The organism is Agaribacter marinus (genome assembly GCF_030160655.1).
GTDB classification, from domain to species: domain Bacteria; phylum Pseudomonadota; class Gammaproteobacteria; order Enterobacterales; family Alteromonadaceae; genus Glaciecola; species Glaciecola marina.
In genome coordinates this window covers 1,189,581-1,216,108 of sequence record NZ_BSOT01000005.1, presented here as the reverse complement: position 1 = coordinate 1,216,108, position 26,528 = coordinate 1,189,581, and the positions used below count along the sequence as shown (strand labels likewise).

The 26,528-nt window shown below is 40.4% G+C and carries 26 protein-coding genes and 4 tRNA genes; 10 read left to right on the top strand and 20 right to left on the bottom strand.

Features of this window, described 5'->3' with window-relative positions; genetic code table 11:
* Positions 1-32: 32 nt before the first annotated feature.
* The gene (locus QQK00_RS06885) at positions 33-365 is read right to left on the bottom strand and encodes a DUF3392 domain-containing protein (protein WP_284216741.1); all 333 of its coding nucleotides are present in this window, start codon (positions 363-365) and stop codon (positions 33-35) included.
* A 152-nt stretch (positions 366-517) separates the two neighbouring features.
* Between QQK00_RS06885 and QQK00_RS06880 the strand changes: the two genes are divergently transcribed.
* Positions 518-1,492, top strand: coding sequence for a 5'-methylthioadenosine/S-adenosylhomocysteine nucleosidase (locus QQK00_RS06880; RefSeq protein WP_284216740.1), 975 nt, complete (start codon positions 518-520; stop codon positions 1,490-1,492).
* A 36-nt stretch (positions 1,493-1,528) separates the two neighbouring features.
* Here the strand turns inward: QQK00_RS06880 and QQK00_RS06875 are convergent, their stop codons facing one another.
* Positions 1,529-2,176, bottom strand: coding sequence for a substrate-binding periplasmic protein (locus tag QQK00_RS06875; RefSeq protein WP_284216739.1), 648 nt, complete (start codon positions 2,174-2,176; stop codon positions 1,529-1,531).
* 226 nt (positions 2,177-2,402) lie between these two features.
* On the opposite strand from QQK00_RS06875, the gene QQK00_RS06870 reads away from it, so the two are divergent.
* Both QQK00_RS06870 and QQK00_RS06865 read left to right on the top strand, forming a co-directional pair.
* A complete protein-coding gene (locus tag QQK00_RS06870) occupies positions 2,403-3,293 on the top strand; it encodes a class I SAM-dependent methyltransferase (RefSeq protein WP_284216738.1) in 891 nt (296 codons plus the stop codon).
* A gap of 170 nt (positions 3,294-3,463) precedes the next feature.
* A complete protein-coding gene (locus tag QQK00_RS06865; protein ID WP_284216737.1) occupies positions 3,464-3,943 on the top strand; it encodes a DUF2919 family protein in 480 nt (159 codons plus the stop codon).
* A gap of 72 nt (positions 3,944-4,015) precedes the next feature.
* On the opposite strand, the gene QQK00_RS06860 is transcribed toward QQK00_RS06865, so the two are convergent.
* Together QQK00_RS06860 and QQK00_RS06855 are read right to left on the bottom strand one after the other, a co-directional pair.
* Entirely contained in the window at positions 4,016-4,423 is a 408-nt protein-coding gene (locus QQK00_RS06860) for a hypothetical protein (protein WP_284216736.1), read from the bottom strand.
* Positions 4,424-4,436: 13 nt separating this feature from the next.
* A complete protein-coding gene (locus QQK00_RS06855) occupies positions 4,437-5,348 on the bottom strand; it encodes a LysR family transcriptional regulator (protein ID WP_284216735.1) in 912 nt (303 codons plus the stop codon).
* A gap of 138 nt (positions 5,349-5,486) precedes the next feature.
* Here QQK00_RS06855 and QQK00_RS06850 point away from each other — a divergent pair, with 138 nt between their 5' ends.
* The gene (locus tag QQK00_RS06850; RefSeq protein ID WP_284216734.1) at positions 5,487-6,131 is read left to right on the top strand and encodes a hypothetical protein; all 645 of its coding nucleotides are present in this window, start codon (positions 5,487-5,489) and stop codon (positions 6,129-6,131) included.
* A 73-nt stretch (positions 6,132-6,204) separates the two neighbouring features.
* Here QQK00_RS06850 and tcdA read toward each other — a convergent pair whose 3' ends face one another.
* Positions 6,205-6,984: a tRNA cyclic N6-threonylcarbamoyladenosine(37) synthase TcdA gene (tcdA, locus tag QQK00_RS06845; RefSeq protein WP_284216733.1), complete on the bottom strand. Its 780-nt coding sequence runs from the start codon at positions 6,982-6,984 to the stop codon at positions 6,205-6,207.
* A 108-nt stretch (positions 6,985-7,092) separates the two neighbouring features.
* Here tcdA and QQK00_RS06840 point away from each other — a divergent pair, with 108 nt between their 5' ends.
* Both QQK00_RS06840 and QQK00_RS06835 read left to right on the top strand, forming a co-directional pair.
* Positions 7,093-8,049: a glutathione S-transferase family protein gene (locus QQK00_RS06840; RefSeq protein ID WP_284216732.1), complete on the top strand. Its 957-nt coding sequence runs from the start codon at positions 7,093-7,095 to the stop codon at positions 8,047-8,049.
* 4 nt (positions 8,050-8,053) lie between these two features.
* A complete protein-coding gene (locus tag QQK00_RS06835; RefSeq protein WP_284216731.1) occupies positions 8,054-8,953 on the top strand; it encodes a pirin family protein in 900 nt (299 codons plus the stop codon).
* Here the strand turns inward: QQK00_RS06835 and QQK00_RS06830 are convergent, their stop codons facing one another.
* Both QQK00_RS06830 and QQK00_RS06825 read right to left on the bottom strand, forming a co-directional pair.
* Positions 8,954-9,910 carry a sensor histidine kinase gene (locus QQK00_RS06830; protein ID WP_284216730.1) on the bottom strand — a complete coding sequence of 319 codons (957 nt, stop codon included), beginning with the start codon at positions 9,908-9,910 and terminating at the stop codon, positions 8,954-8,956.
* Positions 9,911-9,913: 3 nt separating this feature from the next.
* Positions 9,914-10,459 (bottom strand): heme NO-binding domain-containing protein, encoded by a 546-nt coding sequence (locus tag QQK00_RS06825; RefSeq protein WP_284216729.1) that lies wholly within the window; start codon positions 10,457-10,459, stop codon positions 9,914-9,916.
* Between the two features lie 235 nt (positions 10,460-10,694).
* Here QQK00_RS06825 and bla point away from each other — a divergent pair, with 235 nt between their 5' ends.
* Positions 10,695-11,609: a subclass B3 metallo-beta-lactamase gene (bla, locus tag QQK00_RS06820; protein ID WP_284216728.1), complete on the top strand. Its 915-nt coding sequence runs from the start codon at positions 10,695-10,697 to the stop codon at positions 11,607-11,609.
* Between the two features lie 27 nt (positions 11,610-11,636).
* On the opposite strand, the gene QQK00_RS06815 is transcribed toward bla, so the two are convergent.
* Entirely contained in the window at positions 11,637-12,929 is a 1,293-nt protein-coding gene (locus tag QQK00_RS06815) for a Xaa-Pro dipeptidase (RefSeq protein WP_284216727.1), read from the bottom strand.
* 243 nt (positions 12,930-13,172) lie between these two features.
* Here QQK00_RS06815 and QQK00_RS06810 point away from each other — a divergent pair, with 243 nt between their 5' ends.
* Positions 13,173-13,934, top strand: coding sequence for an exodeoxyribonuclease III (locus QQK00_RS06810; protein ID WP_284216726.1), 762 nt, complete (start codon positions 13,173-13,175; stop codon positions 13,932-13,934).
* Between the two features lie 119 nt (positions 13,935-14,053).
* Here the strand turns inward: QQK00_RS06810 and QQK00_RS06805 are convergent, their stop codons facing one another.
* Complete coding sequence (locus QQK00_RS06805; RefSeq protein WP_284216725.1) at positions 14,054-14,722, bottom strand: hypothetical protein; 669 nt, start codon at positions 14,720-14,722, stop codon at positions 14,054-14,056.
* Positions 14,719-15,066: a PadR family transcriptional regulator gene (locus QQK00_RS06800; protein WP_284216724.1), complete on the bottom strand. Its 348-nt coding sequence runs from the start codon at positions 15,064-15,066 to the stop codon at positions 14,719-14,721. The genes QQK00_RS06805 and QQK00_RS06800 overlap by 4 nt, the downstream gene beginning before the upstream one ends.
* 326 nt (positions 15,067-15,392) lie before the next feature.
* On the opposite strand from QQK00_RS06800, the gene QQK00_RS06795 reads away from it, so the two are divergent.
* Together QQK00_RS06795 and QQK00_RS06790 are read left to right on the top strand one after the other, a co-directional pair.
* Entirely contained in the window at positions 15,393-16,616 is a 1,224-nt protein-coding gene (locus QQK00_RS06795) for a hypothetical protein (RefSeq protein ID WP_284216723.1), read from the top strand.
* Positions 16,617-16,646: 30 nt separating this feature from the next.
* Complete coding sequence (locus QQK00_RS06790; RefSeq protein ID WP_284216722.1) at positions 16,647-17,135, top strand: hypothetical protein; 489 nt, start codon at positions 16,647-16,649, stop codon at positions 17,133-17,135.
* 102 nt (positions 17,136-17,237) lie between these two features.
* Here QQK00_RS06790 and QQK00_RS06785 read toward each other — a convergent pair whose 3' ends face one another.
* The 10 genes from QQK00_RS06785 to QQK00_RS06740 all read right to left on the bottom strand — a co-directional run bounded on the left by QQK00_RS06785 (position 17,238) and on the right by QQK00_RS06740 (position 26,382).
* On the bottom strand, positions 17,238-18,653 hold the full coding sequence (locus QQK00_RS06785; RefSeq protein WP_284216721.1) for an alanine/glycine:cation symporter family protein: 1,416 nt from the start codon (positions 18,651-18,653) through the stop codon (positions 17,238-17,240).
* Positions 18,654-19,119: 466 nt separating this feature from the next.
* Positions 19,120-19,845 carry a LytR/AlgR family response regulator transcription factor gene (locus tag QQK00_RS06780; protein WP_284216720.1) on the bottom strand — a complete coding sequence of 242 codons (726 nt, stop codon included), beginning with the start codon at positions 19,843-19,845 and terminating at the stop codon, positions 19,120-19,122.
* Complete coding sequence (locus tag QQK00_RS06775) at positions 19,842-20,957, bottom strand: sensor histidine kinase (protein WP_284216719.1); 1,116 nt, start codon at positions 20,955-20,957, stop codon at positions 19,842-19,844. Before QQK00_RS06775 ends, QQK00_RS06780 begins: the two co-directional genes overlap by 4 nt.
* A 95-nt stretch (positions 20,958-21,052) precedes the next feature.
* The gene (locus QQK00_RS06770) at positions 21,053-22,459 is read right to left on the bottom strand and encodes an alpha/beta hydrolase (RefSeq protein ID WP_284216718.1); all 1,407 of its coding nucleotides are present in this window, start codon (positions 22,457-22,459) and stop codon (positions 21,053-21,055) included.
* Between the two features lie 270 nt (positions 22,460-22,729).
* Positions 22,730-22,805: transfer RNA gene (locus QQK00_RS06765), tRNA-Gln, on the bottom strand.
* 40 nt (positions 22,806-22,845) lie between these two features.
* Positions 22,846-22,921: transfer RNA gene (locus tag QQK00_RS06760), tRNA-Gln, on the bottom strand.
* Between the two features lie 5 nt (positions 22,922-22,926).
* Positions 22,927-23,011, bottom strand: a tRNA-Leu gene (locus tag QQK00_RS06755).
* A 25-nt stretch (positions 23,012-23,036) separates the two neighbouring features.
* Positions 23,037-23,113 (bottom strand) — tRNA-Met (locus tag QQK00_RS06750).
* A gap of 105 nt (positions 23,114-23,218) precedes the next feature.
* Entirely contained in the window at positions 23,219-24,220 is a 1,002-nt protein-coding gene (locus QQK00_RS06745; protein ID WP_284216717.1) for a hypothetical protein, read from the bottom strand.
* A 191-nt stretch (positions 24,221-24,411) separates the two neighbouring features.
* Positions 24,412-26,382, bottom strand: a complete 1,971-nt coding sequence (locus QQK00_RS06740) for a choice-of-anchor Q domain-containing protein (RefSeq protein WP_284216716.1) — start codon at positions 26,380-26,382, stop codon at positions 24,412-24,414.
* Between the last annotated feature and the right edge of the window lie 146 nt (positions 26,383-26,528).

The following is a 26,528-nucleotide window of genomic DNA, read 5'->3' as shown; positions in this document are numbered from 1 at the left end:
CGCGGGTTAATTTGCACATTGATCAAAGCCTACTAAATGTAACGCCGACGCTCTGCCAGGTAGCCTAGTAGCAAAAAGACAAAAATGATGGTTATGCCTCGATATAGACTTGGAATGGTATGAAGTAGTTGTTTAACTAACGGGGCAGAGTAAACAATAAGTAAGCCATAGCCGAATGCACAAATGAATATGAACACACCTGTACGTATTATAAAATGATATGGCCTGATCATTCGTTTGATTTTTTTGTTCAATACATCACCATACACCACTAAAACAGTCGCCAATATCGTTAACGAAATTTCGCTAGAGTACGGATGAATCCAATGGGTGACTTGAAGTAAAAAATTAGTTAAAACGTCCAATCTGATTTCCAAATAAAGCTAGACTGCGGGATAATAACAATCTGCACTTGTCTATGCGAGATAATCTACGCGTTTTATATTCCTGACCAAATGGACAATATTTGGTGCGGTAATTGCTCAGTGCAAAAAACGTTATTTAAGGAACCGAATAAATGAAACGACTTCTCTTTGTACTTATTATATTTTTAAAGGGCTGTAGCGCAGTTACGCCAAATTCGTCGTTTGACGAAATGCCCGAATATACGGCATTGGTAGTTGCGTTTGCACCAGAAATGGACGGCGTTATGCGGACTATTGATGAATTGCCTGACGCTAAAATACTGAGAAAAGAAACGCGTAAAGGTGTGACCTATCATTTTGGGGAGTACAACGGGGAGCCTATCGTCTTGTTTGCCACGGGGATGAGTATCGCTAATGCTGCGATGACCATGCAGATGGCCTTTGATTATTTCCCTATTAAACAAGTGCTATATATGGGGATTGCTGGCGCAGTAAACCCTCAATTACATCCCGGTGATGTAGTGGTCGCTGAGCGCTGGTACTACCATGACGAGAGTGTTTACGTGAATCCTGACCCTGAAAACCCTGGTCAGTATATTCCACCTAATTACTACGCAAAATTTTTGAAAGAACAAGATGAGCGTCGTAAGGTCGACCCTCATACGCCAAAATATGAACCTTTTGCTTTTATCCACCCCGATGAAGTCGTTGTAATTAAAGACGGTTTGTCTGAACCCGAAGATCATGCATATTTTGCCGCCACGCCGCGCCTTTTAGATGCCGCACGCACTGCGATAAATAATATGCCGCCGCAAGCGGTAAGCGATAAACGAAACGCTGCGCTATATGTTGGTGGAAATGGGGTGACTGGCTCGGTGTTCATGGATAACCGCGAATATAGAAAATGGGTACGTAAGGTGTTTAATGCCGAAGTCACCGAAATGGAGTCAGCAGCGGTTGGCCAAGTCGCCTATGTGAATGAAATTGACTGGGTGATCATTCGAGCGGTCAGCGATTTAGCGGGTGGTCAAGAAGGAGTAAACGAAGAAGATGTTTACGATAAGGCCGCGTCTATCGTTGGTGCAAAAGTCTTATTTGCGACCTTAGATGAATTGACCGTTAAATAAGTTTGTATGGCGCCTTAGGACTCAAAAAATACATACTTATTGTGGCCTAAGGTGCTTTGGTAATTGAGTGATGCAGAAGCTTGCGCTGTCTCGCAATAAATCAATTATGTGCTTAGATTTTTCCCGTAAGCTATGTGTGCTATACATGCCTATAGCACTCTTTCCTATTTCCCGTACATTTAAATTCGCATTGGCGCTTATGTAGTCTTTTATTAGTGGAGCGGCTTCTATGAAATGGCTTAGGCGACCCCTTTCAAACATTTCAATCAGTTGGGGTAGGGTTTTCGCGTATACTATTTCTGCACTTTTCATTTTTGCTAAATATGCATCTAGGTTAGTGCCAAGCCTAATCCCTAATACATGTAAATTTGAAGATGGTTGTTTCTTACTTACTTCTATCACACTAGAAGCAATATAATCGCCAATGAAAGACGCATATTTGTCGCGCTCTTCCGAGCGGTCTAAAAGGACACCAACGTCTACTCTATTGGCGTCTAGCATCATTACTAACCTGTCGGGGGTAGCGACTTCAATATACACCACATTATTGAAATCTTTAAACAGACATTGATGTAAATCGGCTAGTGGGCCTCTAATTTCGCCACTTTGCTTGTACATATGTGAGGATACAGTATAGCCAACGGTAATAAGCTGATTTTCCTTTCCCAATACCGTGAAACTCATACAACTAAACAAAAGTAAATATGCGATATATTTGCCGATATTTAATTGACTCGTTACGCTTAAATTATTCTTTCTGGTTAAATTGTTGATGTACAAGGAGAGATCCCTTTTCCTTTGCGTTACTTTTATTGCGATTATTAATACGTAACTAAATGTTTCCGCGCTATATTAATCGATGAATTTGCTTGCTAATGTTTACCATATCACTAAATAAACGGAAATTACTATGCTTGCTCACAACAAATTGATGAAGTCTCTTCTTACCGTATTTAGCTTGAGTTGTTTTTTGCTACCACTTAGTGCCGCTGTTGCACATGGAGGGAATGAACCCTTAGCCAAAGTTGTACTGGACAGAAATGCAGAGCAACGAACCCGCGATATTGATAGACATCCGGTGCAAACCTTGTCTTTTTTCCATGTTGAACCTGGAATGAAAGTCGCTGAAGCGTTGCCAGGTGGTGGTTGGTATTCCAGAATACTTGCACCATATTTAGGAAAAAACGGGGCATTGCATGGCATTAATTACAATGATGATATGTGGGCGTTGTTTGGTTTCTTTAGTGAAGACCGTATTAAAGAAATGGTGGCAAATACTACTAAATTTCCAGAAAAAGTCGCTGAGTTTACTGACAACAATATCGCGTCTTCTGGTTTTACCTTTGCATCTGCGCCCAAGAGCGCATTTGGCACATTAGACCGCGTATTATTCATAAGAGCGTTGCATAATTTAAATCGTTTTGAAGATAAAACGGGCACTATGTCACAAGCACTTCAAGTTGCTCATCAGTTATTAAAAGAAGATGGATTAGTAGGTGTCGTACAACACCGAGCGCCAGAATCTTCGCCTGATGATTGGGCAGACGGTAGCAGCGGTTATCTGAAACAATCACATGTAATTCAAGCGTTTGAAGATGCAGGGTTTGAATTAATGATGACTAGCGAAGTAAATGCAAATAAAAAAGACAAGCCGACAACTTCAGATATCGTTTGGCGTTTAAAACCCACGTATCACGGTGTTGGGGAAGATTCAGAGAAGAAAGCTGCTATTGATGCCATTGGTGAAAGTGATCGTATGACCCTTTTGTTTAAAAAGAAAGGGGCTAAGGTTCGTCACTAGAATGACGCTGTAGCGTCAGCAGATATAGATCGAATTACGTCAGGGCGCATCAACATTAAGAGCAATAGTGATACTTGTTAATCAGAAAATCACTTTCTTGTTTGGTCGCCCTTTAATTATCAAATCATGACGCCATATCCTAAAGATGTCCCGTTCGCCAACATTGAATAATGCAATTAGAATTTCCCCTAGGGCACTACGATGAATCTGGGCGCTTAAAGCCACCACTATTTTTGTATGTATTGCTGTTTTTCTTATGTCGAGGTTTGTTAGTTTTTGTTGTCGCTTTATCTATGCGGGATGATAGTGAGAGAATGATGACGCTGTTTTATCCCGAAAAATATGATTTTTACTTGTCTTTATTGCCGGCCATTCCAGCGTTCTTGATTTTGGCAATGTTTTCTAGACGACAGGCAATTTGGAAAAAAGGCAAGCAAATGATATTTGTTGGCATTAGCTATCTGTTAGGGACTGCCTTATTACTTGATATAGCGCTACAGTTATATGTTCTAAATAAGCTCGAATACACCTTTGCAATATCTCGAGCCTCTACCTTAACCTTTGCGCTTATTGGCATAATGTATTTGTTAAAAAGTAAGCATGTCAAGCATTTGAAAAAAGATTGGCCGACACCGAATGTAACGGAGTGATAGTGTACCTAGTACCTAGTAATTGGCTCTTATCTTATGCTTCCACCTCGATGCACAATGTGTGCATTCGATTTATGCTTTTGATTTGCTTACCGCATTAACAAAGTATTCTTCAATACTAATATCTTGATTTCGAACAAGTTTCTCAAAACACACACCTGCAAACGCAAAGGTTAAATCATTTAACTTCATGTATATAGATGGTGCGTCTGATTCACTTACATCATAAATCCAATGCCCGTCAGAAATCGATTTGTAAACTTCGCCTACGTATGCGCCAAATATATTGCAGATGGTAAATACTGCTTTATCTTCGAGCGCAACATGCGCATATTTTTCTAAGAAACTAAGAATGGCACTATCGACATTTTGGATGCTTTCAGGGGAGTAGTCGAGCTGGATATCAAATTCGACTTTTGCTGTTGAAACAGCGTCTTTGGCACTGTCTTTCATCAATTGATCTAGTTCAGCTTCATTCATAAGTTGTTATTAATCATAGGTTTTCATAGCACGGTAAATCAATCTGACGCTGTTGTAAAATAAGTTTTTCTAACAAACGTACTCCTGGTCCTTTTGATTCAGGTTGCGTGACCACTAAAAAAGAAGAAGACTGCTTAAACTCACTGCCTTCGATAGTGAGTCTTTGTAAGCGTTTAGTTGTCAGTAAATCCTCTACTTTGTGCACGGGTAACCAGCAAAACCCAATGTTCTGAAGCAGTAAATCGATGGCTGAATCAAACTGGCTAAGCGTCCATCTATTTTCAGACTTTAACCAACCTTGGGTTTCTTCGGGGGTAGGGGAAGTGTCGGCAATGACTAACTGTAAATGCTGAGACAGTGTATCAGGAGAAATAGCATGAGGCGTACTAGCCAGTTCGTGCTTGGGGCTGCACACCAATACAAATGCAATGTTAGTAAGTGGCTCTCCTAAAAATCCTTTAGGGACGTTTAAGCTAATTACTAGGTCGGCAGTTTTATCGACAATGGCGTCTGATGTGCCAGTTAAAACAGTATCGATTATACGCAAACGGCTAGCTCGGCTGTTCGGTAAAAAAGGCACTAGTGCCTTGTATAATATATCGCGAGGAAAGGCCAAATCTACCGCAAGTGTGATTTCGGGCTCCCAATCTTGATTAATGTTGACGGCAAGTTGTTCAAGCGAAGCGACTGTTTGTGTGAGGTCTCTTGAACGCCTTAATAGAACTTCTCCAGCATCTGTTAATACTGCTTTTCTACCAACGACCTCAAGCAGTTGCACATCTAGCATAGCTTGTAATTTAGACACCGCATGATTTAGGGAGGATTGAGATTTATTTAGTGCACTAGCGGCCTGTGCATAACCACCACAATCGATAACGGCTTGCAATATTCGCCATTGTTCTAAGGTACTTTTGGGTCTGTACAAAATACCCTCCTTAAAATGTTTTCTAACACTTAGCAAATGTGTATGAAAAAAACTTAATGATTAATCTAATTTTACGTAAGTATCTTAAAAGTAAAGCATAGTGTATTTTAACAACTTATGTAAGAAACTAAGGCGCTAATGAAATATAACGTTTTTTTGCCGCTTAGCGCACTGGTAGCGCTAACGATAGTCACCGTGTTAGTGAATCTCGAGATCATTCCGCCCGGACAGGCGTTATTAGATGGTTTGAAAGATAGGCTAGACGCAAGTTTTTACATCATCATATTCGTGATTATTTTGTTGGAATCGATTTTGTATGTTGGTTTTTATTTCCCTGGACAATTCTTTGCTGTCATTTTGGTGGTTGGCGCAAACCCAAGTATATCGTCTATTGTCTATTTGACCTTGGCCATGGTGGCGGCTGCAACGCTCGGTTCATTTTTTAATTTTCAGTTGGGTAAACGCGTTGGTGACAAAGATAAAGAACAAAATGAAACTAAACTGAAGCATCTACTCATTGCTATGATTCATATAAATTCACTGGCGTTTTTTATGTTTTCGCAGGGCGCTGCAAACAAAAATGCAAAGGTCGTTTGGTTGGCAGGGGTACTCAACTTGCCCTACTATTTATTGTTAATCATCGGCACTGCGGTGTTGAGTGAGCATGTCATGGCGATGGCTGAGAACGCATACGTTTTATTCACTGCCATTTCTATTTGGTTAATAATTGCGGCAGTGTTGGATTACAGGGCATATGTTACTAAAGAGACGGCGCAAATATGACAATGTGTTCAGATACATCGTTTATTAGTTTTCACAACTTACGATTCGCGACTCATGATTCATGATTCCCGGCTCATGATTCACGGTTCACAATGTAATCGATAGCGCGACTTGCTGCTAGCATGCCAAAGGTAGAGGTGACGCCAACAAATGAACCAAAGCCTGTTGCGCAATCCATTTTTCCGCTGCCTTGGGCTTGTTGTTTTTGTTGACTCACGCCGCCGTCAGCCGTCGGGAACTTTAGTTGTTCAGTACTATAAATACATTCTATACCAAATCGGCGTTTGGTATTTTTACTGAAGTTATACACCCGCCGAAGCTCACTTCTGACTTTTGCGGATAAGGGATCTTGAATGGTTTTCGCCAAATCACCTTTGGTAATCAATAAAGGATCAGTTTGTCCACCAGCGCCACCAACGGTAATAATTTTGATTTTTTGTCGTTTGCTAAATGCGATCAGTGCGGCTTTTGCTGCCACAGCATCAATAGCGTCAATTACCACGTTGTGCTGACTATTTACGTAATCAGCGATGTTATCTTTTGTAACAAAATCTTCTATTCGGTGGACTATGCAATCTGGGTTTATTTGTAATACTCGCTCGGCCAATACATCGACTTTTGTCTGCGAAAAAGTACTACTTAAGGCATGGAGTTGACGATTGACATTTGATTCTGCAATGTCATCTAAGTCAATGAGTGTAAGGCTACCCACGCCTGTTCGTGCGAGTGCCTCAACCGTCCATGAACCCACCCCGCCTAAGCCAATAACGGCTACGTGAGCGTTTTTTAGTCGGTTTGCACCTATGTCGCCGTATAAGCGTGCAATACCTGCAAATCTAGTTTGATATGACATTTCTATTTTTTCGAAAGGTTAAAGCAATTTATTGACATTTTTTATCGGGTAATTAGATGTTTAAATGCACGCAACTTAAGTAAAACAACATTTAACGCGGAGATACTTATGGGATTATTAGTTGAAGGTGCTTGGAAAGACCAATGGTACGACACAAAAAGCAGTAATGGCAAATTTGTTCGTCAAGATTCAATGTTTAGAAATACAATCAGCGGCGAAGAAGGGGCGGTGTACCCGCCAGAATCTGGACGTTATCATCTTTATGTATCGTTGGCGTGCCCATGGGCGCATCGCACGCTTATTTTTCGCAAGTTAAAAAACTTAGAAACGCATATTAGTGTTTCAGTGGTAAGTCCTGACATGTTAAGTAACGGATGGGAGTTTGGTGATTATCCGGGCGCAACTGCAGATGACCTATTTGGCGTTAACTATATGCATCAAGTGTATACAAAAGCTAAATCAGATGTAACCACGCGTGTAACGGTGCCAGTATTATGGGATAAGCAAAGTAATTCAATTGTGAGTAATGAGTCAGCAGAGATTATTCGGATGTTTAATTCAGCATTTAATGAATTAACTGGTAATCACGATGATTACTATCCAGAAAGCTTACAGGCGCAAATAGATGAAATAAATGATTTTGTGTATCCGAACATTAACAATGGTGTTTATCGAGCAGGTTTTGCGACAACTCAGGATGCATACAATGAGGCGGTTGTTTCATTGTTCGACGCCTTAGATAAAATTGAAGGTATTTTGTCAACACAACGTTATTTAACTGGTGATAGGTTGACAGAAGCAGATTGGCGTATATTCACAACTCTCATTCGTTTTGATCCGGTTTATGTTGGCCACTTTAAGTGCAACATTCGACGCATTCAGGACTATCCAAATATATTTGAATATATGAAAGAGTTATATCAGGTCGATGGTATTGCTGAAACGACTAATTTTGACCACATTAAGCGGCACTATTATTTTAGTCATACCACTATCAACCCAACTCAAGTCGTCCCTCAAGGACCACTAGTCGATTTAGATAAGCCACACAATAGGGGGGCGTAACGCCATGAGACGTCAACAGAGTAAGGTAATACAAGTTGTTAGGGGCGTAGAACAATCTGACGGTGCTGGTGTAAAGTTGAAACGCATTATTGGCCAGCGACAATTGCGCCGTTTAGACCCGTTTTTGATGTTAGATGAATTTGGCTCAGATCATGCGGACGATTACATAGCCGGATTTCCGCCTCACCCGCATCGAGGCTTTCAAACGGTGACTTACATGCTACAGGGCAAAATGGGGCATAAAGACTCTGTGGGTAATCAGGGCGTGATTGAAGATGGGGGGCTGCAATGGATGAATGCTGGTAGTGGCATCATTCATGAAGAAATGCCACAACAAACTGAGGGGAAACTCAGAGGGTTTCAGCTATGGGTAAACTTGCCCGCTGATGAAAAAATGTCGGCGCCTGGGTATGAAGATATCCAGAGCAAGCAGGTGCCGGAACTATTCATTGATTCTGTTGATAATAACAGTCTTGAGCCGCCAAAAATTATGCATGAGCCGAGTAAAGTAAGAGTGCTTGCCGGTGAGTACAATGGCGTCAACGGGCCGATAAAAACACATGCAGTATCGCCACATTTTTTAGATTTTCACCTAAAGGGTGATGCTAACGTGGCGTTTAAAACTTCGCATGAGCATCAGGGATTTGTATACGTTTACGAAGGGGTCTTAAACGTCGGAGATCATAGCCTAAACTCAGGGGATTTAGGGGTATTAGCCATGAGTGATGAACTTGTCTTACATAATCAAAGTGCTGGTGATGCAAAAGCTATTTTTGTGAGTGGTTTACCGTTGAATGAGCCTGTCGCACAGTATGGTCCATTTGTGATGAATACAGAGGCTGAAATACAACAAGCCCTAAAAGACTATCAGCAAGGTACTTTGGCTAGAACCGTAGCATTATAACTAATTTGTTTCAGCTTCTATAGGCAAACAAACGATGAACGTGGTGCCTTTGCCTTCTTCACTTTTAACTTTTATGGTGCCTTGATGTTTTTCAATGATACCAAAAGACACTGACAAACCTAAGCCTGTGCCAACGCCCACAGGCTTAGTAGTAAAAAATGGGTCGAATATTTTTTTTCTTACGTCTTCAGGCATGCCCTTGCCGTTATCGCTAACGGTAATGGCTACCCATTGCTTGCCTTCTTTTTCTAGTGTCGACGTTTTTAGGCTTAATATGCCTTTATCGCCACATGCGTGTGAGGCGTTTAAAAAGAGATTCATGAACACTTGATGTATTTCACCGCTATGGCAAGTTACTTGCGGCATAGGAGAGAGTTGTTTCTCTATTTCCATATTATATTTAAGTTCGTTCCAAACGACTTTAATTGAGTCTTCGATAATATTGTTTATGTCAGCAGGCTCCATATTGAGTTCGCCCGCGTGTGTGACCTTCTTCAAGTTGGCGACAATGGCACTAACCCGGTTTAATCCTTGTACAGTTTCAGAAAGGAGCTCTTTTACGTCATCAGTAATAAAATCAAAGCCTTCTGACTCTCGCAGTAGTTCGTATTCTTGGGCAAAATTATGTGTTTTGAGTTCAGCGAGGTTATCAGTAACAAGTTCGTTGAGTTTTATAAATGACGCCACATACTCAGTTAACGTGGTTAAATTACTTAAGGAAAAACCAATAGGGTTGTTGATTTCATGTGCGACGCCAGCCGCTAATTGACCAATAGAAGCCATTTTCTCGGATTGTACAAGCTGATCTTGAGTCTCTTCTAATGCGGCTACCGTATCTTGCAACTTTACAACGCTGTTGTACAAGCTACGAGATTTTTCATCCAGTAGTTTCTCCGCGTTTTTTCGAGCAAAACGCTCGCGCTCATATGCGACTTTGTATGCATCAGTGTTGGCCAAAGCCTACCCCTTGAATTTGACGATTAGCTTACAGCGGTCCTTGCCATCATGCATACATTCGGGGTGCATTACGTCGACTTTCTCTTTAAATTTATTGGCTGCGCCATATATTAAGCCTATGCTGGCATGGCACAGTTTACGCTTAGAGCTGTAGTACATAATGAGATCGTTGTTGTCGCCGTCTTCGTATTCAAACTTGGGTAAGTAAGCGGTGGGGTGTAGGCGTTTGACTTCTACGTGAATAACGTCATGAATTGACAATAAGAATTCGCGAAGTTCTGTGATATTGGATACGTCTGTGGGGCAGTTTTCATATAGCGAATCGAATAAATATTGTCCAAACGCTTGAATTAACTTGGGAGCTTCAATGCCTGTTTTTTCTGAAAGCGCCACAACCATGTTTACGAGTTCGCTATCTTCGTATTGCTCACCAGTGGTATAAAACCCTTGTGACGCGGGTTCAGTTTTTTCGAGTAGTTCATTCCATTGCTCCATTCCCATTTTTTCAATTATCATGTCTGAAAAAGCTGTAAATATTGAGCCTTGCATGGTGTATCCTCTTAATTAGTTGGTCATGCTTACATATAACGTAGCATCGTTTTTCGTTCCAAATACGCCCGTCTATTGGATTATTTTAACGTTTCGATAATCATATATCGTCCCAAATGACAATCTCCTTAAATTTTGATTTTCACAATAGATAATTGACGTGTCTTTCGTTGAATAAACTTAAGGACGAGGTTATTCTTTGAATTAAATAGTGAAGTTTGCATAAGGAAATATCTTGCACAAATGTTCTTTTAAAATGACGAATTTTAGCCGCGTTATTTGCGTTATATTTGTACTCGCTGGTTGGGGGTGCTCTGCGCCAACAAATGTCGTTATGCCGCCTGCTCCATCTTCTCAGTGGGTTAATGACTGCACAGATTGGGATGATTGGGACAAGCAAGGGCCACCATTTCGTATATATGGCAATAGTTACTATGTGGGCACATGTGGTATTACCGCCATTTTAGTTGTCGGTAAAGAAGGCCACATACTTATTGATGGGGCTACTGAAGCGGGTGCAGATGTCATCGCAAATAACATCGAAGCGCTTGGTTTTGCGCTCAAAGATATTAAAATTTTATTGAATACTCATGAGCATTTTGATCATGCTGCTGGCTTAGCAAAATTGCAACAGCTCAGCGGCGCTAAACTTTTGTCTTCGTCTAAGGCTGCGCCAGTGCTTCGAACTGGCGTTATTGCCGAAGCCGACCCCCAGTTTGGTATGCATGACCCTTTTCCTGCGGTAAACGTGGATGGTATTTTAAACGAATGGGAAGCTGTTACACTTGGGAATTTGTCGCTAATACCAATTTTTACGCCAGGACACACGCCTGGCGCGGTGAGTTGGCAGTGGGAATCATGTCAGGGCGAAGATTGTTTGTCGTTGGTCTTTGCAGACAGTTTGTCTGCCGTTAGCAGTCATGAATATCGCTTTAGTGACCACCCGATCTACGTATCTTTTTTTAAACAAAGTTTCGATAAACTTGCTACGCTGGATTGTGACATCTTGTTGTCTACGCATCCTTCGTCATCTCAGATGCGTAAACGTCTAGTAAATGAAGGTAATCTACTTAGGGTTGATGGTTGCCCTTCATATGCAAAAAAGGTGTCAAAAATGTTAATGCGTCGTCTCGACGATGAGCAAAAATAGCACCTAAATTTGCATACGTAGACAACGCTATAAGGCTTTGAAAACGGCACCTTGTTTCATTACAAATTTAACGTCTTCGAGTATTTCGATATTGTCCAGTGGATTCCCTTTTACTGCGACAATATCAGCCATTTTCCCGACCTCAATTGAGCCCAGTGATTTGCTTTGTTTTAATAATTTTGCTGGGTTTATTGTGGCCGCTTGAATGGCCTGCAAAGGTGTCATGCCAAATTTAACCATACGTGAAAATTGCTTAGGGTTGTCACCATGTGGGTAAACCCCTGCGTCACTACCAAATACCATGTTAACGCCTGCTTTTACCGCTTTGCGAAAGTTATCTCGTTGCTTTTTACCCACGGTTCGTTCTTTGGCCAAACTTTCTTCCAGTATCCCGGCTTTTTCACCTTCGCCCAGAATGTATTCAGTCACATATACATCCATCGAAAAATACGTCCCCATTTTTTTCGCCAGTTTTATTGCTTCATCATTGAGAAAACTTGCATGTTCAATTGAATCGACCCCAGCTTTAATCGCGGTGAGGATACCCTCAGTACCGTGAGCATGGGCGGCTACGGTAAGTCCGCGCATATGCGCTTCTTCAATCAGTGCTTGCATTTCTTCAAAAGCGAGTTGTTGTACACCGACTTTAGTGCCCTTAGACAACACACCGCCTGTGGCGCAAAATTTAATAACATTTGCGCCATATTTAATGTTCTCCCTGACTTTTTCCCGCATTGCCCAAGGGCCATCTGCAACACCGCCTGATTTTACTTTGTAAAGGTGTGGCAATAAATTATTGTCACAATGCCCGCCAGTAACACCTATCGAGCGTCCAGCGACAAACATTCGTGGGCCTAGAATATCGCCGTCGGCAATTGCGTCACGCAGGGCGACATCGGCAAAGCCTGGCGCACCTACATTTCGTACAGTAGTAAAGCCCGCCATTAAGGTACGTTTGGCATGTTTAACGCCGGTTAACGTTACGCGGGGTAGGGAAGACGCAAGTCGCTTGTACCCGTGTTGTTCGGCGTCAGAGGTTAAGTGCACATGCATATCCATCAAGCCCGGCATTATAGTGTGTCCTGACAAATCAATGGTGCCTTCCGGTACGCTTGACTGTTTTGTGTCGATGTTGGTAATGATACCGTCTTTAATGGTAATTAACGGTCGCTTGAGCAGCTTGCCAGAGTTAACGTCAAGCATAGCATCTGCATAAACCTGCGTTGTTTCTGCGCTAGCAGAAGCGGCAATCGTATAGGTAGTTGCTATGATTAAAAGAGTTGTTAAGGTTCTCTTTAAGTAGGAAGTCTTGGTTTTCATTTTTACCTGCCGGTTTATTGTTATTTTTATATGGAATGTAGAAATTGCTTAAATTTCCCGAATTCGGATTAAATAGTATATCAACCACTCAATAAATTGATAGCGTGTCGATTTGCTTGCGTGTCTCGGTATGTTTCGTACGATTGGTATTCGATCTTGGTCGTAGTTTAGCGTTTGATTTGCTACCCTTTCATGATTAGATTATTTATTGAATACTTAAGAGTCATGAAAGGGGAAAACAGAATGAAAATGGTGTCATGGAACGTAAATGGCGTAAGGGCTGTAATGAAAAAGGATTTTTTGGCGTCGTTTGCTCAACTCGATTGTGATGTACTTTGTCTACAAGAAACCAAAGCGCAAGATGATCAAGTACTAGAGGCATTAGTTGACCTACAAGGATATGACATCTTTACTAATTCTGCGGTAAAAAAAGGCTATTCAGGCACTGCGATTATTACGCGCAAAAAACCGTTGAATGTTACCCGAGACATTCAAATAGAAGAACACGATCAAGAAGGTAGAGTACTGTGTGCAGAATTTGATAACTTTTACCTAGTCACTGTATATACACCAAATTCGGGCAGTGCGTTGAAACGTTTGGCTTATCGTCAACAGTGGGACGTAGCGTTCTTGCAGTATCTTAAAGTACTTGAACAAACTAAACCTGTTGTAGTTTGCGGTGATTTAAATGTGGCTCACAAGGATATTGATTTGGCACGTCCTAAGCCTAATTATAATAAAAGTGCCGGCTACATGCAGGAAGAGATCGATGGTATTGATAACCTTACTCAGGCAGGATTTATCGACTCATTTCGCATGTTGCATCCAGAGGAGGCTAAATATACGTGGTGGAGCTATCGCGCAGGCGCGCGAGAGCGCAACGTAGGCTGGAGAATTGATTACTTTTTGGTATCACCACAGTTAAAAGACAGTATCGCAAATGCTGATATTCACAATGATATCTATGGTTCGGATCACTGCCCTGTGAGTGTTTCACTTGCTTGAGAGGGGCACTAATTTTAGTGCTTTCTTCAACTATTTAGGTCTACTCTAACGAGTTACCCTCGGCGTGTGAGCGACATTCAACCACACGTTTAGAAAATATTATCTAGATCTATCAGGGCTTATTCGCCCTGACTAATAATTTTAAACTGGATTTTTGATTCTGCGGCGTAACATAAGCCTTTAATAAAAAAACCATAAAAAATTGTTAAAATACAAACAGCAAAGGCTGGACCAAAGTAAGATAGATCATCGATATTTGAGGCCATAGCAATAGCGCCTATTAGTACGCCTATCCAACCCATCAGTAAGGACAAATTCCCAAACGTTAAGAAAACATGTTTTGCCGCTCTTAGTTCGATTTTCACAAGAGACAAGTCTTCATTTATTAGCAATGCAAAAGCATTTTTTCGTGACTCTTTTGACGTAGCCGCTATGGTAATTATTAATGCAGGAGGAATAACCATTAGAAATGAGGGGACGTTGCTATACATGCTTATTTCACCCCCTAGAATCATTGCTAAAAGTGATATCCCAATGAATACTAAAATTCCGAGTAAAAACATAATCAAACCCCTTTTGGTTTTGGTTAAAAATTGCAAACTGGTGCACATTGCTTGGCGTGTGTACCAATAATTAGCCTTTAATGGTTGGATGGCTACTAGCTGCAGGTATTCTTCTGCTAAATCTCCTAATACAGGGTCTTTCAGTTCTGGAGGTAAACTCCAATGTAAAAATTTTTCAATTAATTTAGGAGGACCTACTCGTCTGATTGGATTGACTGAATTCATCGGCTACTAACTCCATGCTGATTGCATATGCTCAAGCCTTGCCACATATTGGTAAGTGCATCTTTACTGCGTTTGAGTGCCCGATTGCCCTGTGCAGTAAGCGTAAAGTACTTCTTTGCTCTGCCACCTCGCTCTGGCGTTACTTCGCCCATTTTGCTAGTAAGAAGGCCTTTTTTCTCGAGTCGTTCAAGGGTGGTATATAATGCACCTATGGTTACATCCCTGCTTACCGCCTCAGCTAATAGTATACGAATAGCGCTGCCATAAGCGTTTTCGCCTAATTTTAAAATTGATAGCAAAACAAACTGTTCAAACTCACCCAAGAATTTTTCTTTATCTGACATGCCTTACCTAAAATTTAGTCAATGATGATATTTAGAATTAATAACTACAATGTAGAGGATATTTTTGTAATGTCAATATATTTTATTTTGTAGAGTAAATTGGTTTAAGGGGATAGAGCCAAATATACTAAGCAATGTAAGCTATCAAGCTGCGCTTGATTTGACTTATCTTGATTTGAATTATATGGATACTCAACTTGAGAGTGTTTATCGTATTCTTTTTCAAGCGTGAATATCTTCGGGTGAAGTGTTGAAAGTTGAAATTATCTTGCTAAATAATCTATTATGATATCAATTAGTTAAGTTGACATTAAAAGGAAGTAATAATGGGGAACAAGCATAAACTAATGTATGTGCTTTTTTGGAGTTTGGTACCCTTTTTAGCTGCTAGTGCTGCCGCATCTGTCAACGATTATCAGTTGCATATTCATGTACATTATCAGCAGGATTCAGATGCATGGAAAGTTCGATATGCATTACCTTTTCAGGTAGATCATATCGCATTTAATAGACGTAGTAATTTTGACCGAAGGGAATTATATAAAATAGATGAGTCAAAATTCATGTGGGACAAAAACGGAGATGTGCTGCTGATCAGAAGTGTGGATGGCAGTAAATTTAATTCGCTAACGATTAACTTTTCTTCTTACTATGACGTTATTCAAAAAGATTATACTCACAATATTAAATATACAGATGGCAGTGTGTTGCTGTATACCAATCATTTTACGCTAGGCCCCAATATAATTGAAAATGAAACTGTTAGCCCTATTGGTCTATCATTTAGGGGCACAGTATTCCATTTCTATAGTCCTGAACAACATATTACTTTTCTCGGAAAAAGCTATAAAGGTGAGGCAGATTGGCTCTCAGAAGGCCAGGGTACTTATATATATTTCGGTAACATAAAACCCATTGAAAATGAAAATATGATTGCCATTGTAGATCCCTCCTTACCTAAATGGGTTTGGCAAAATACTAAGACATATTTTCCAAAACTTTTTGATTTTTACACGTCCAAAACTGGGCAATCATTGAGCTTCAAACCGGTTGTATTTTTTAACTATGATCAGGTGAATGGCGATTACTCAAATTATAGTGGTGGAACATTGGATGGGTTAGTGCAACTGACGATTAATGGTCAACGTTGGCAGTCTGAAAATGTAACGCAATTTAATAAGTTGTTTCATTTTTTAGCGCATGAATCTGCTCATTTTTGGAATGGACAAATGTTCTCTAACGAAGAACAAGAACATGCCTGGATGCATGAGGGAGGGGCTGACACATTCGCTAATTTTGCCATGTTGGAATTCGGATTGATAAGTCCGGGGCAGGTGGTTCAAAAATTTGAGAACGCTGTAAATAGTTGTGTTTTAAACAAAGGTGAAGAATCGTTGGAGCAATCAGCGAAGCTTTGGCGCTACCGCAACTATTATACTTGTGGAGCAGTTATGGGCTTGGCAAGTCATGTCGCTGTGAAAAAGAACGATGAGAATAAATCTATTTTTGATGTTTGGAAGCATATTTTTAGTGCCAACCTTGAAGATTGAACATATAACCAACAGGATTACTTTGATGCATTGAGTCAGCTGACAGGATCAAAGTGGGTATCCAACGCGTTTGAAAAATTTAGCAGGAGCAGTGAGCTGAACAATCATGTAGAAATTGCGTCGTGGTTTAAACAATCAAACATGTCAATAATATATTCAGAAGATTACTCCGAATCAGTAGTTAGACATTGGGGGAAGCAAGTTATTAAAAAGCTGATGGAGTCACATTGTAATACTATTAGCTATAGCAACCGTGATGACTATATAAAAACGTATCCCATTAAAAGTTGCAATGCATTTAAACAAGGTATGGTAATTAAGTTTGTAGATGGCGTCGAAATTTTACGTGACGGACTCAATGCATATAATTCATTTAGGGAAAAATGTGAAAAGGCTGAAACAGTATTGCTTCAGGATATGAAAAAAGTTGCCCTCGCAGAGGTCAAATGTTTAGATAAAATAAACGAGTACTTACCTTATTTAAAGCTTCAACAACAAAAGTTGTTGAAGTTAAATTAGCCGATCACTAAGAAAATGTAGTTTATTACATACAATGAAACCGGGCGTCATTTCACTCATGATAGTGGTCATCCATCACGCTTCCATACTTGGTTGTTTGACTTACACCTTGCCTTTCCAAATCGTCTCTTCTAATTCTCCTTGGATCTCACAGTCATTTTCATCGAAAGTAATTGTTTTTTGTGCTTTGCGTTTTTCTTGATAATCTTTAGTGACGGCTATCACGGTAGGGGTTAGCAATAGAATGGCAATAACATTTACTACTGTCATCAAACCCAAGGCCATGTCGGCCATCGCCCATACCACGGGAAGTTCCGCCATTGAGCCCCATACAATCATCATTAAATAGCCTGCAGTAAACACTGATTTTCCAACTTTGTTATCAAGTTTAAATAAATGCAGGTTACTCTCACCATATGCGTAATTCGCGACGACTGACGTAAAGGCAAAAAAGCCGATGGCTGCGGCCACAAAATCAGCGCCCATGCTGCCTAAGTGATTTTCCATCGCGAGTTGCGTTAGCTGAATCCCTTGCATTTCGCCAATTGAAGTGTCTGTACCCAATAGGATAATGAAGGCTGTTGCAGTACACAGAATCATTGTGTCGAAGAACACACCTAGCATTTGGATATAGCCTTGAGATACTGGGTGATTAGGCGCAGGAGACGCACTAGCAGCGGCTTGGGGCACACTACCTGAACCCGCCTCATTAGAATATAAACCGCGTTGAATACCATTTTTAACCGCGGCGGCGAATGCGCCTGCCGCCGCTTCCTGTAAACCAAACGCCGACATAAAAATGTCTGATAGTACACCAGGTAACAACTGAATATTGATGATTGTGATGGTGAGAGCGACGAGTACATAGGCAATCCCCATAAAAGGCACCACCCATTCTGCAAACTTCGCAATGGCGCGCAGGCCGCCAATAACGATAAGCCCAGCAACGACGGCAATGACAATACCGGTGTAGTGGGTGGGTATGCCATAACTATTGTTAATTGCATCGGTAATTGTGTTCGCTTGAACTGCGCTAAATACGAAGCCATAGCCGAAAAATAAACAAAGCGCGAAAAGAATAGAAAACCAAGAGTTTTTTAAGCCTTGTTTTATGTAATATGCAGGACCACCACGGTATTGGCCATTAGCATCTCGTATTTTATAGGTTTGCCCTAGTACGCTTTCGGCATAGCCGGTCGCCATCCCTAAAAACGCAATGACCCACATCCAAAAAATAGCGCCTGCGCCCCCTAAGGATATAGCAACTGCAACGCCGGCTAAATTACCGGTGCCTACGCGAGCAGATAAACTTGTGCATAGGGCTTGGAATGAGCTGATACCTGCTTCGTCGTCTTCTTTACTGTTCTTAAGCAAACTAAACATATGCTTAAAATCAAGCAGTTGGACAAATTTGAGTTTAACGGTAAACCATATGCCACAAATTAAGAGCATATAAATCAATACTTGTCCTTGACCCCAAAGAATATTATTTACAAAGGCAACTACATCATTTATCACGGAAAATTCCTGTTATTATTATTTTTATAAGGGGTATGTGTTTGCTAAGGTCAACAAGCCCGAGTGAGGTGTACCATTAACACTAAAACAAAATACCACAGGATGTAAAATAGGTGTAGTGTGAATTACAAGGCTGTTGAATAATAGCAAAGGCAAGAGCCCCTTTGCTACAGATATTAATAAGCAGAGCCTGGGATGGGAAACAAGTTGCGACACCATATAGGTCAATAGGTTCTATTCCTATCCTGTTAAATCCGCCTTCAAAAACAGCAATAAAATGGTCAAAGTTATCGTTAAAATTATCGTAACCATGTTGGCAATTTTATAGTGCTTCAAACTTAGAGAGAATTTATCTGCATGTGCCAGTTTAATTACCTTCTTTGGTATCACTATGCTCATTAAACAGAGTTGACTAAAGAGTGCTAAACTAAACAAGGCATCTAGCATTTTTATACCTATAATTATTTTAAAGACTTAATGATTCTTTTAGCCTTGTGGCATGGCGTCGAGAAATGTCAATTTCAGCCCCGTCAGACAACGTTACCCTAAAACCATCATTGACCCACTCTTCGATATTTATGATATGTTTTAAATTGATGATAAATTGCCGATTGGCTCGGAAAAATAATCTTTCAGGTAAGCGAGCTTCTATTGTCGACATTGACTTACGCAGAAATGCTTTATCTTGATTGAAGAATAATCTGACATGATTTTTACAACTTTCAATATAACGAATATCTGATAGGGCCACTAAAAAACAGTCATCCCCATCTTTCACAAACAAACGATGATCTTCCGCAAGCTTGTCGGTTTTACGCGCTAACTCTTCATTTTTTTGTTTTTCTATCGCTTTTAACGCTTTGTTGACAGCGACCGTCAGTCTTTCTTTACTAATGGGTTTTAATAAATAGTCGATGGTGTCAAAATCGAAAGACTGAATGGCATATTCAGAATACGCGGTAGTAAAAATTATTTTGGGTTCGCTCGAAAGCTGAGACAACAAATCAAAACCGCTATCACCCGGTAAGTGAATATCAAGAAATAACACGTCAGGTTTCTCTGCCTCAATTATTGTTAGCCCATTTTTTGCATCCGCTGCGTCACCAACTAATTCAACAGAGGGAAATTCGCTTAATAATTCGATTAATCCTTCACGTGCAAGTGCAGAGTCTTCAATGACAATTGCTTTCATTGGCGGAGCTCCTTTCGCTCAAGAGGTAATGTTAATTCAGCCATAAATAGTTTTTCTCGTTTATTCACCGTAAAACTTGCGTCGTTGCCATACAGCAGTTTTAAACGGGTTCTTACGTTTTCAAGCCCTAAGCCCGTGCTTCCTTGTGTCAACTTGCTCTTTATCAATGGCATATCATTAACAATGAGGATGTGAACTCGGACGTCAACCAATCTAATATCGACGGTTAGTGAGCCACCCTCCGCTAGTTGTTCTATGCCGTGTTTAATGGCATTTTCGACTAAGGTCTGTAAAATCAAAGGGGGGACTAAACTTGCCTCTGATTCTTGTGCGACATTTAAATTAAAATTTAACCGATCACGTAGTTGCAACTTAACGAGTGCTAGATATCGTTTAGTAATATCAAGTTCTTGAATCAACATAGTTTTATTGTGTTTTGTTGCATCTAACGAATAGCGTAAAATATCAGAGAGATTCAACAACATTTCCTCCGCTTTATCAGCATTTTTTCTAATACTAAAACGAATATTATTCATTGCATTAAATAGAAAATGCGGGTTTAACTGTCCTGTTAAGCTGTTTAATTGGGTTTCTTTAAGGCTATTTTTTAGTTGCAAAGAGGCCAGTTCAGCCTTTAATGTGCGACGATGAACCGTGACTGCAATATAAATAAAATGCCAAACGGTAAGATAGAAAAACATGGTTACTGCATTACGAGTTGCTATTAATAAAAGAAACTGTAAACCATCATATTTCCCTCTTACCTCGTCATAGGTCTCTGGGAGTAATTGGCTGTAACTTAGATAACCAAACCCACCTAAGATTAACCCGATAATGATGGAACTTGTTGTTGCTAAGGTAAAACCAATTAAAATCAGGCTGCCTATCCTATTATTTTGGATATCTTTTTTACTAAAGATAAAGCGAAATAAAAAGCCTGCGTGCACGCCTAATACGATAAAGATTAAGCCTGCAATTATTTCCACGGTTAACTGCAATGGATCTTGTGCAAACACAATTGTTTGCAATAATAGTGCGACAAAGACAATGCCCCAGCAAACAATGTTGTAACGCCAGAATGTCTTATTTTTTGGATAAAAGTCGATTTTCATTAAAAACTCCATGAAAATTAATGGCGAAAAAACAATGAAAAATTTGCAATGATTACCTAAAGTAACATTAAGATGCATCGGTCATGCATAATCACTCATTTTTGGACTGAACCGGCTATCAAAATCTTGTCTAACCAATTGGATATGTCTTGCAATACAATAGGCGAGATGGTTTGCGAAATCATAGCGTACTCAGACGGTCGTCCTGTCTCGGTCGGTTGAAATAAATGGTTAAATTGTTTGTATTTTTTAGCGGTTAGTAGTTTGGGTTTTTTACTAAATATCTTTTCAATGCCTGTCATATTACTATCAGCTAAAACCTGTAAATCTAATTCAGCATATAATGCTAACGTTGGAACGTTAATGTTTTTATAGGCATGTTCTGGTTCAAATTTAATAATGTCTCTTATTGTATTGCTTGCAAGCATAGCGACAACATTCTTAATCGCTTCATCCGTAATTTCGTTGTGTCCAACTTCCAAAGATAACATTTCTTTTGCTAGGCCCTTAATTTGATTAATTAGATCTATATTAGGGGGAGATGTTAACAGTAGTTTTACAGCACGTCGCTGAATACCCATGCGTTCATCGATATATGATTTAGAATAACCTTCTGCGCTTAATATTGCGGCTGTTTGCTCTAAAAATAATTTATCGCCATCTATACCAGGAGCGGCCATCATAACAATAAAATCAATTAGAGGTAGTTCACTCGCAAGCTTGCCGACCATAAACCCTCCTTCGCTGTGGCCTATGAGTCCCAATGGCAAATCTTTGAGTTCAGCATGGTTATTTAAGAACGTTATTGCAGCTTCTGTATCTAGCTGCAAATCTTGAAAATGTGCTTGTGAAAAGTCCCCGCCAGACTGGCCAACACCGCGTTCGTCGTAACGCAAAACAGCGAAGCCCTGATTAGTTAAGTAGTCAGCAATGACATGAAAGAATTTATGGCCTAAGATATCAGAGTCACGGTCTTGTGGGCCCGAGCCCGATACCAATAAGATCTTCCCTTTGATATCGCCTGTTTGGGGCTTGGTTAATGTACCCACAAGTTTTATTGCGGCGTTTTCGTTAATAAAGGAGACTTCTTCTATGGCATATTTATAAGGCGCTTTGGGCGTTTGCGGTCGGTTTGGTCCTGCCAGTGGTGCTTCCATTTGCAACATTTCCATGGTGTTAGCTATCCCAGCTTGACTCCACGTCGCACTGAGCTTAGCGTTTATTAGCGTGGCTTGAAAAGTGGCGCCTATTTGCGGTGTTTCTGTTTTAATATTTTCCTCATTTAATGTAATTATATTCGCTAGAATACCATTCACGCCTTGGTCAGGGCTGTCAAACCAAGCTTTCCACTCTTGTCCGTCATGTTGTAAATGGAAAACTAAACGGAGTTCTCCCATTGGCGTTGTTATTTTACCGACCCAATCTCCTGCCAATTTATGCTCAGCCGCTGTCAGCGTAAATTGACAACAGAAAATAAGTAACAAACTCACTAATCGTTTCATAATAATTCCTCTTTGTATTTATCTGTGCTGAGTGTGGCAAACAAAGAAGTTGGATCGGTAAATAAATGCCAAATGGCGTTATATTCGGATGAAAGGCGTTATTTTAGGTGTTAACGACATTTTTTCACTCTAATTAAAACCAGTAAAATACAGATAGCCGCAGTGAAATGTAGGTGAAAGATTGCTGTATTAATGAACGGATAGTTGAACTTATTTAGGCAGTAAAGTTTGTCTTTGCCTTGGTATGACAGCAAAAAAAGAGAATGAAAATGGCTGGGGTAGCAGGACTCGAACCTACGAATGGCGGGATCAAAACCCGCTGCCTTACCAACTTGGCTATACCCCAGTTGAGGTCATATAAGACGACAGTATTAGAAATCCAAAAGTGGCTGGGGTAGCAGGACTCGAACCTACGAATGGCGGGATCAAAACCCGCTGCCTTACCAACTTGGCTATACCCCAACTTTTGGTGCGGAAGGAGAGACTTGAACTCTCACGCCGTGAAGCACTGGAACCTAAATCCAGCGTGTCTACCAATTCCACCACTTCCGCATTTTACTCTTTATCACATAACAAATGGTGGCTACGGCGGGACTCGAACCTGCGACCCCATCATTATGAGTGATGTGCTCTAACCAGCTGAGCTACGTAGCCATAATTATCTGTGTTTCCAGAGTGGCGCGTATTATGCTGATATGAATGGGAGGCGTCAACTCTTTTTTGCAAGCCCTCGAATTGAGTGCATAATATCTATACAGCTTAGGTTTTGTCTGTAAGTGGCATGATGCCCTTGGTGATTTTAAAGGCAGACATTTGTGACTTAATTTTATCGCCAAGTACGCCGTTAGGCATGGCAGGTACGCGCGCTAAATCTGTTTCATAATTTGCCATTGTCAGCGTGTTTTCAAAGCCATCTATCATCGACATATGCCCTAAATGTCGCGTTTTCGCTGATAGCTCTGCAATCGACACTATGCTGTTAGCGCGAGAGAATCTTGGAAAACCTTTGAACGTAAAGTTTTCTTCTACCATCTTATTACTCAATGAAATTATGCTATCTACCAGCGCATACAAAAAGTTGTCTACAGATAATGATTCGCACATTACGTTTAGTTGTATTGGTTTGATAAGTTCGGGCAAATGGCTGTTTTTGGCGGGTGTTAGTTTCACCTCTACAATCGACTCTCCATTTGATAATGTAACGACGTTTATTAGACGAAAACAAGCGAAGTCATACCGAATTTGAAACAATAGCGATTCGAGTTCACATTCGCTTAATGCTTCGTGTTGACTTTCTACGTGGGTATTTTTTGACATTGCCATCAATGGCAAGTCATGATGGCAACTAAAAGGCGTGGTAACTACGTCATTATAGCGCCACTTTATTAGCTCTCTAATTTCATGTTCACGTGCTTTTTGTACTGCTAGAAATGCCGTTTGAATGACTTCTGATGACGGCTGATTGGATTCTATGCGCCATTTTCTCCCATAGACAATTTTTGGTTCTTGTTCGTTGTATGGCGTGTAGTTGTCTGCGCCAATAATACCTATCTGAATAAAGATACCAGCGTTGTCTTGATCGACAAAAAATAAGTAGGCGGGATCAAAATCTAAAAAAGATGCAATGTGCTGCACCGAACTTACATCATGTTGGTAAGTAAGGTAATGTTGTGGAATGCAGTTAAGCGCATCATCAATCGCTATTTTTGGTGCTTTGGGCATGGGTTGTTCACCCGGTAATAAAGAAATTACTTTGCTCATATTAAGAATTAACTGTGTACATGTCGTATTCGACCCGAATACTTTTTAATTTATTTCATGAGCATACGCATTAATGTTGTTCTAGTTCACCTAAATGTAAAAATTTAACTAAAGTTTCATATTTATTTTCTGGCCTGAAACAGAAAGGGTTGAGTGTGACCTCAACCCTTTAAACGCCTATTTCTATATGATTATTCGACTGTTGAATGAATAACTAAACCGTTGATATAGCCATATGCGTTGCCGCTATCATTGTCTTGATTCTCTACGGTTATTTTAATAACACCATCATGTGAACTCATATCTTCAAAAACTGCAACAGTGTCGTTATTATTTGAAACGACAATGTCTTGTTGGTGTTGATTTACGCTGTATCGGGTAATCCGAGTATCACTAGCTAAGCGGCTGCCAATAAGCGACAAGGTGTATTGAGTGTTTGGGACTAATCCAGAAAGCGTGATTTCACCTACTTGATCTGAGCAGGTATACCAAAAAGAGTTTAATACGTCGTTTGGCATAACGATCGGGTCTTCTGGCGTGACTATATATCCCCAAGCGCTTTTTCCTCCACAAAAATGCGATGTTATTGCTACGCCAATGTTACTAGTGCCTGTTTCATCCCATATTGAGACAACAGACGTATCATAAAAAGTCAGCGGTAGCGCATTCCATCCATCTTCGGAGTCTTCACCTTCAAAATTAACTTTATAAGTGAGGGATATCACTTCCGCTTGATATGCGTAAGCACCCATATCGATTGATGCTGAATTTCTTGGTTCACCAACATAGTCGTATTCTATTAGCCATGAATAGTCTTCTCCCGCATTAATTGCCGGTGAATCGTCTGATAAACGAAAATCGTAGTCGTCTAAGTGCATAAATTGTGCGCTGTTTGCATCAGCAAAAAATAGATTGGCGGAAAAGTGGTAATCTGTTTCGTTATTTGTTGGAAAAGGAATTTGTCCATTGACCCAACAGTTTTCAAGTTTGTCGTTCCCAACAATTTTTTGATAGTCTGCCCAGTAATTATCGCCAATGGTTTGGTAACCCGCAAAAATGTTATTTTTAAACGTAAAATTTTCAATGGTGCTTTCGGGACAGAATAAATAAAATAGCTTTGATGAGTTAACAATGGTGTTGTTTATTACGCTTACTTCATGATTAGGGTTACTCATTCTACCTAATGATAAGAAGGCCGTTTCAGCACCGATCATAACGTTGTTGTATATATTAACATCGCTTGCGTCTCCTCCAGCATATTGTATGGCGTTTGCTTTGGTATCGCCGCTTAACGCTTCAATCCAATTGGAATGAAAACTACCGACTGTTCCAGGATTAATCTGAATGCCGCCGATGTGACCATAATCGCCTGATAAGGCATAGCGTTCAATGGTATTGTTAAATACATTAACGCCTTCTATTCCGCCTCCGATTTGTATACCGTCACGCCCTACATCCTCAATCTTGTTGTTATGTACAGTAATATTTTTGCTTGCTGCCTCCAGATAGTTTGAATCTGGGCATATGGGGGTAGGGGACATATGATAGTGAGACGTCCCAATGTATAAACCTTCGCCGCTAACGTCATGCACGTAGTTGTTGTTAACTTTTACATTTTCGAGTGACCAGTTTTCTCGGGTAAAGCTTCCGTCACATTGTGGGTAAGTTCTTACTGAAATACCTGAATATCCACCAGAAACTTCAACTCGGTCTACGTCAAAGTCTCGTGTGCCTAAATCTGCATTCACGCCATGTGCGCCTGAATCTATAATACGTATTCCGTATTCGATGTTGTCAACGCCGCTACCGGTTAGTCGAATGTAACGAGAGTTCATGATACCTGCACCACTGCCAGTTTCACTTTTACCATCGAGTGTTACTTTGCCGCCACAATTCGTTATTGTGACAGGTTCTTCTGCACTACCTTGAACATTATAGACATACAAGCCTTTATAACGGCCCGCAGCTAAGCATATACGTGCACCTGCAAGCTCTTGATTCATTAATACTAGGAATTGGTCTTCTTGCGCGGATAAAATCTGGTCACAAGTATTTTCGGTCAGTGTACAAGCTAAGGTATCAGATGCGGCAAGTGTTGTAGCGTTAGGCAAAATAGTAAGTGTCGTTACTACAAGCCCCGTTGACAAAATAGAGAGGTTCATATCAAAACTCCAAGTTAGATGCGTTGTTAGGCCAAAGTGCTTACAAGCGCAAATAAGTGTAGACGATGACAGCAAAAATAAAGGTGTTAATTTTTATACTAGATGTTAGAAATATTGAAAATATGTTGTCCACGATGCTACTCCTG

Excerpts from the sequence above, each read along its gene's own strand:
- QQK00_RS06840 (WP_284216732.1), top strand. The coding sequence starts at position 7,093 with ATGGGATTATTAGTTGAAGGTGCTTGGAAAGACCAATGGTACGACACA.
- QQK00_RS06775 (WP_284216719.1), bottom strand. The coding sequence starts at position 20,957 with ATGAAAATCGACTTTTATCCAAAAAATAAGACATTCTGGCGTTACAAC.
- QQK00_RS06835 (WP_284216731.1), top strand. The coding sequence starts at position 8,054 with ATGAGACGTCAACAGAGTAAGGTAATACAAGTTGTTAGGGGCGTAGAA.
- QQK00_RS06825 (WP_284216729.1), bottom strand. The coding sequence starts at position 10,459 with ATGCAAGGCTCAATATTTACAGCTTTTTCAGACATGATAATTGAAAAA.
- QQK00_RS06810 (WP_284216726.1), top strand. The coding sequence starts at position 13,173 with ATGAAAATGGTGTCATGGAACGTAAATGGCGTAAGGGCTGTAATGAAA.
- QQK00_RS06780 (WP_284216720.1), bottom strand. The coding sequence starts at position 19,845 with ATGAAAGCAATTGTCATTGAAGACTCTGCACTTGCACGTGAAGGATTA.
- QQK00_RS06795 (WP_284216723.1), top strand. The coding sequence starts at position 15,393 with ATGGGGAACAAGCATAAACTAATGTATGTGCTTTTTTGGAGTTTGGTA.
- QQK00_RS06740 (WP_284216716.1), bottom strand. The coding sequence starts at position 26,382 with ATGAACCTCTCTATTTTGTCAACGGGGCTTGTAGTAACGACACTTACT.
- QQK00_RS06865 (WP_284216737.1), top strand. The coding sequence starts at position 3,464 with ATGCAATTAGAATTTCCCCTAGGGCACTACGATGAATCTGGGCGCTTA.
- QQK00_RS06850 (WP_284216734.1), top strand. The coding sequence starts at position 5,487 with ATGAAATATAACGTTTTTTTGCCGCTTAGCGCACTGGTAGCGCTAACG.
- tcdA (WP_284216733.1), bottom strand. The coding sequence starts at position 6,984 with ATGTCATATCAAACTAGATTTGCAGGTATTGCACGCTTATACGGCGAC.
- QQK00_RS06800 (WP_284216724.1), bottom strand. The coding sequence starts at position 15,066 with ATGTCAGATAAAGAAAAATTCTTGGGTGAGTTTGAACAGTTTGTTTTG.
- QQK00_RS06860 (WP_284216736.1), bottom strand. The coding sequence starts at position 4,423 with ATGAATGAAGCTGAACTAGATCAATTGATGAAAGACAGTGCCAAAGAC.
- QQK00_RS06745 (WP_284216717.1), bottom strand. The coding sequence starts at position 24,220 with ATGAGCAAAGTAATTTCTTTATTACCGGGTGAACAACCCATGCCCAAA.
- QQK00_RS06805 (WP_284216725.1), bottom strand. The coding sequence starts at position 14,722 with ATGAATTCAGTCAATCCAATCAGACGAGTAGGTCCTCCTAAATTAATT.
- QQK00_RS06875 (WP_284216739.1), bottom strand. The coding sequence starts at position 2,176 with ATGAGTTTCACGGTATTGGGAAAGGAAAATCAGCTTATTACCGTTGGC.
- QQK00_RS06815 (WP_284216727.1), bottom strand. The coding sequence starts at position 12,929 with ATGAAAACCAAGACTTCCTACTTAAAGAGAACCTTAACAACTCTTTTA.
- QQK00_RS06770 (WP_284216718.1), bottom strand. The coding sequence starts at position 22,459 with ATGAAACGATTAGTGAGTTTGTTACTTATTTTCTGTTGTCAATTTACG.
- QQK00_RS06870 (WP_284216738.1), top strand. The coding sequence starts at position 2,403 with ATGCTTGCTCACAACAAATTGATGAAGTCTCTTCTTACCGTATTTAGC.
- QQK00_RS06880 (WP_284216740.1), top strand. The coding sequence starts at position 518 with ATGAAACGACTTCTCTTTGTACTTATTATATTTTTAAAGGGCTGTAGC.